We start from the raw sequence: 4,979 nt of genomic DNA on the forward strand, positions 1-4,979 counted from the left end.
TTTTATTTATCTTTTTCAGAACTCAAATTCCACAGAATGATTCCCGCTCTCTATACATACCCTATAACTAATAGAGTAGATAATAGGGAGATGATTCAATGGCATTTACGTACGGAAAGAGAGAGCTGATTGAGGATTTGCAGGAAGTCTTTTCAAAACATAACGTCCAGTCAATCAGGGTAGAGAAGCCAGGCACTTTATTTATCGTAGAAGCGGATGGTTCACTCTCCATTGGAACAGGAGCCACGATTGTGGCCTTTGATCAGCATCCAACTGATAAAAAAGGAGCAAGGTTCAAATTGATTGATGGTGGCACACCTAAAAAATGATGTCTTTCTTTCTTAAATAGTGAAAGGTCCAGAACTGTTTGTATTCAGTTCAGGACCTTTTTTACTTTCTAGTAAGTAAAATGAGTTGGATTTCTTCCAATAAGCTGCCTCTTTATTAGGACGAAGAGAAGGGAAAGTTTCTCCACTGCTCCATTCGATATGTTTTTCATCCTCTGTGACATGTCTCTCATTAACGCCATCGACCAACCCGTCAAATTTGTACGTTCCACCTTGTGGAGCTTTTTCACCTGTTTTGTAACGATCAGCCATTTCAGAGTCCATCCTTTCACAATTATTGTAGTGTGCGCACATAAGCTATTTATCCATATATTTACATAAATAATCCTTTTATTGGAAAGTTAATCGATGGAATCATTCATAATGAAGCATAAGGTGCTTGTATCATGCTTCTTGCTCATTGATCATGAGTTTTTGGGATTCGGCGAAAGAAACCTTTTTTCCTAACCTCTATCATTTCCTGGGGAATGGTAGTTCTTTCATGAAGAAATACATTAATTGGTTTCTAATACTTTCATGATTAATAACCAAATACAACCATATCAAAGTGAAAATACTGTATATTCAGTGAATTTAAATTGGCACAAATCTTGCGTGATATAGATGTGAGAACAAATCGAAAGGAGCAATGTTAATGGGTCTATTAAGAAATGAGATGAAAAAGTGGTTAGGTGTCATTGTGGCGGTTTTACTTATTGGCGGCGTAATACAGAGTCCAAGTGTCCTGGCCAAAGAAAACAAGTTAGAAGTTGAAGGGAATTTAGTCATTGTAGGCGGAGCTTTAGGCAGCAGTAATGCGGAGGTTTATCATGAATTTATTAAGCTTTCTGGGGGAAAAGACCGGGCTAAGATAGGGATTGTACCAGCAGCTTCAGGATCTTTGAAATCCACGAATAAATTCAAAGAAGATCTGATTTCTTATGGCATGGACGAGTCTTCCATTGAAATCATACCACTCTCTTCACATGATTTTAGCGGGACGGAAGAGAATGAAAGAAAGTGGAAGAGTAACGCTCAAAAAAATAAAACCGTTGACCAAATTAAAGAATTAAGCGGCATATGGTTTGTCGGCGGAGACCAACTTAGAATTACGGATACACTACTAAAGAAAAACGGAAAACAGACGAAGGCTCTGGAGGCAATCTGGGAGATCTATAGAGGTGGAGCTGTGCTTGGAGGAACGAGTGCCGGGGCGGCTATAATGAGTGACGTGATGATTACGGGCGGAGATAGTTTAGGAGGTTTTCGCCAGAAGTTTGTAGACGAGGATACATCTAGTTCGGATGAAGAGTATGCTCCTGTCTACATAGAAAAAGGGTTAGGTTTCTTTCAATGGGGGATCGTTGATCAGCATTTCAATGAACGTTCTCGATCAGGAAGGCTGGCAGCTACGTCATTGAAATACGAAAAAGATCAATTGGCTTATGGGATTGATGAAGACACAGCTATGATCGTTCACAATAAAGAAAAAACCATTGATATTATTGGTCGAAACACAGTTACGGTTGTGGACTCTTCTGAAGCACATACAAACGGTAAAGAAATAAAAGGTTTGGATATCAGCTATCTATCTAGAGGAGACAGCTATCAAGTTGATGAACAGCACTATACCATTCATGAGGATAAGGTTCCCACAAAAGGGTATGAGTATTATGATTTTGAGCCTCTTCCAGCGACAGGTGTACTGACATCATATGGAACACTACCTAATTATCTCTCTTATTCTTTGGTAGATAATACTGCTGTCCACGAAGTTCACAGCTATCTTTACGATAGCGATGGGGATGGATATAAAATTATCTTTCAACAAGATAAACATTCCCAGGGATTCTGGGGATATCAGGACGGTCAAAAGGATTCCTATTCCTTATTACATGTGAATATGAATGTCGAACCGGTAGAACTCAGCTTTAAAGCAAATGATAATCTGTTCTCAAATTATCAAAAGTCTTCATTTCAAGTTCCTGATTACTCATTTAATTCAGAAACGAAAGGGAGCTTAGTTATGGCCGGTGGTGCATTGGGGAGTTCAAACGCTGAAGTTTATGAAGCATTCATCGAGAAAGCAGGAGAAGACGGAGACTATGCAATCATTCCTGCAGCGAGCTCAAGCTTGAAATCTTCTCGTGCATTTACCGAAGATTTAGTGTCTTACGGTGTACCAGAGGAGAATATAGACATACTGCCGATTTCCAATCATGATTTTAAGGGGACGGAAGAGGACGAATCAAGTTGGCTTGATCATAAAAATGATGATGAGTTAGCTGAGAAGGTTTTAGGGTATGATGGCGTATGGTTTGTCGGAGGCGATCAGACCGATATCACGAACTCCCTGCTGAACCCAGATGGATCTAAATCGAAGGTGTTAGAAAGCCTATGGACCATCTATGAAGAAGGCGCTGTACTAGGTGGAACAAGTGCTGGAGCGGCGATCATGAGTGATGTGATGATAGCTGGCGGTGGCAGCTATGATACGCTGGCAAACGGGTTTACCGATACGTATGACAGCATGTCGCAGCAGGAAGGCGGCCATGCCTATTTGGAAAAAGGATTAGGTTTCTTCCCTTATGGTATTATTGGCCAGCATTTTGATAACAAAGCTCGTTTAGGAAGACTAATCCCTGCAACTTCTGCTCACGGCGAAGAAGGTGAATATTCCTACGGCATTGATGAAGATACAGCGATGATTTTTGATAATGACACGTGGACGGTTGAAGTGAAAGGAAGAGGAGGCGTTACGGTTGTTGATTTATCAGAAGCCTCCCATCCAGATGATGCTCCGTCCGACTATGAAGATATTCTTTTGTCCTGGATTACTTCTGGGGATCAATTGGATTTAGATACAAATGAATTCACAGTAAGTGACCATAAAGTTTCTACATTGGACTATGAATACTTTGACTATGAAGCGGCTCCTCATTCTGGAGTGCTTACCCCTCACCCGACGTTAGGCAACTTTTTATCTTATACCTTGTTGGATAATGAAAGAGAAGAGGAAGTGAAGAGTTATAGTTTTTATGAAGGAAAAGGATTCGAATTAACCTTTGCAAAAGGAGAGAGAACAGAAGGTTTCTGGGGATATGAAGACGGGAACAAAGATGATTACTCCTTTTTACGAGTGATCATGGATATCCAGCCAGTAGAGGTTGAAATTGATTATAAAAATTAGCAGGTAAGAGTCGGCCTTCTTTGAGAAAAGAAGGTCGTTTTATTTTAATCCATATATTTAATTCCTCATACGTTTGTCATAATGGCTCAGGTTTTGATACCCTTTTACTGCTGATCATTCAACTTCCAGGAGGGTTTTATGAAACAATATACAATTAGTCGATCTTTAGTATTTTTAGGGCTGTGTATCTTAGCAGCAGCCTGGATCATGGCTAGTGCTTTAAACGATAAAGCTGAGGCTCGGGATCAAAATGAAGTCAGTCAAGCGAACATAAATATCCAGAAGGAAGACCAATTGATGAATCATCTAGAGTTAAAAGGGTACTTAGGACTCAGTGACGAGCAATTGGAGAAGATTCTTCCGAAAAAAGAGGATAATGTAACGAAGAGTAAAATTCCATACATAAAAATTGGCTATGAATACTATTTTCCTGTTAAAGCTATTGATCAATGGTTAACGGAAACAGAGGCAGAAACATTTAGATGAATGTCCTTCCCTATTTTAGGATTTCTGGTAAACTCTGATCTTTGGAAGGCCATACGGTGAATAAAATTAACCCCTTTCACTCAATTTAATAAAAAAGGAGGAGAATTTTATGCCGAGCCAATCAAAGAACGTGCATTCAGAGGCTTCCCCACATCCTGATGGGAAGAAAGAAAGTATCATAAATGCTGCTAAAGGGGTTCAAGAAGGTGTGACCACAGGTTCCAAGCGAAAGGGCAAAGAGCTGAATTTGCAGCCTGATGAAAAGATGAGAGAGTTCAAAAAGAATATGGAAAATTTGATGGATAAGGATTCCTAATACGATCTCCTTTGCTATCGTTTACTGCGATGAATAATACGCTGCGCACAATTGCTGGGTCGATCGGTACGGCACTACTCGTAACGGTTATGACGAATGCATCCAAAGATTATATCCCTTCTGCTGGCGAAACCAAACAACAGATCATGTCTAACGCAATGATCCATGGTATTAATGTTGCCTTTTTGATAGCTGCCGTAATTGCCATTGTAGGTATAGTTTTGTCCTTCTTTATTAAAGGGAAACCAAAATCAAATCAACATGAGCCGTCAGCGGAAACAGAGGGAAGTTTACAAACGAATTGATTGAAAAGCGCAGGCGCAATTCCTTAAGACGGAGTTGCGCCTCTTTTCGTGTACTTATTCTTTATCTCGAATTCGAGTCTTCCAGATAAGGGCAGGTTAGTTGAAGACTCCGTTTCGAAATATTAGGTATTTTAAACTAAATTGGATAAGTATCGTATGTGTAATATGAGGAATTTCAATAAAGGTGAACGAGGAAGACTATTGTACTTCTATAATGGAGGTGTTGAATCGTCTATGAATTATGGAAACCAACATAAACCGTTCAATGATGCTATAGCCCACAAACAAAATATTGAAGGTTATCCTAAAGCTAGCGGAGGAAAACTACCACTACCAATAAAGTTAATAGGATATTT

The 4,979-nt window shown here is 39.6% G+C and carries 6 protein-coding genes; 5 read left to right on the plus strand and 1 reads right to left on the minus strand.

Annotated elements, in window-relative coordinates:
• Positions 1-98: 98 nt before the first annotated feature.
• The gene (locus LD39_RS07915; protein ID WP_035544938.1) at positions 99-329 is read left to right on the plus strand and encodes a hypothetical protein; all 231 of its coding nucleotides are present in this window, start codon (positions 99-101) and stop codon (positions 327-329) included.
• Between the two features lie 12 nt (positions 330-341).
• Here the strand turns inward: LD39_RS07915 and LD39_RS07920 are convergent, their stop codons facing one another.
• The gene (locus LD39_RS07920; protein ID WP_081988380.1) at positions 342-599 is read right to left on the minus strand and encodes a YjzC family protein; all 258 of its coding nucleotides are present in this window, start codon (positions 597-599) and stop codon (positions 342-344) included.
• A gap of 382 nt (positions 600-981) precedes the next feature.
• On the opposite strand from LD39_RS07920, the gene LD39_RS07925 reads away from it, so the two are divergent.
• From LD39_RS07925 to LD39_RS07940, 4 genes are all read left to right on the plus strand, one after another.
• Entirely contained in the window at positions 982-3,516 is a 2,535-nt protein-coding gene (locus tag LD39_RS07925; protein WP_231572533.1) for a cyanophycinase, read from the plus strand.
• Positions 3,517-3,654: 138 nt separating this feature from the next.
• On the plus strand, positions 3,655-4,002 hold the full coding sequence (locus tag LD39_RS07930; RefSeq protein WP_035544940.1) for a hypothetical protein: 348 nt from the start codon (positions 3,655-3,657) through the stop codon (positions 4,000-4,002).
• 109 nt (positions 4,003-4,111) lie between these two features.
• Complete coding sequence (locus LD39_RS07935) at positions 4,112-4,318, plus strand: hypothetical protein (protein ID WP_035544943.1); 207 nt, start codon at positions 4,112-4,114, stop codon at positions 4,316-4,318.
• A gap of 11 nt (positions 4,319-4,329) precedes the next feature.
• On the plus strand, positions 4,330-4,623 hold the full coding sequence (locus LD39_RS07940) for a hypothetical protein (protein ID WP_197061403.1): 294 nt from the start codon (positions 4,330-4,332) through the stop codon (positions 4,621-4,623).
• Positions 4,624-4,979: the final 356 nt, after the last annotated feature.

The organism is Halobacillus sp. BBL2006 (assembly GCF_000786645.1).
GTDB lineage: Bacteria > Bacillota > Bacilli > Bacillales > Halobacillaceae > Halobacillus.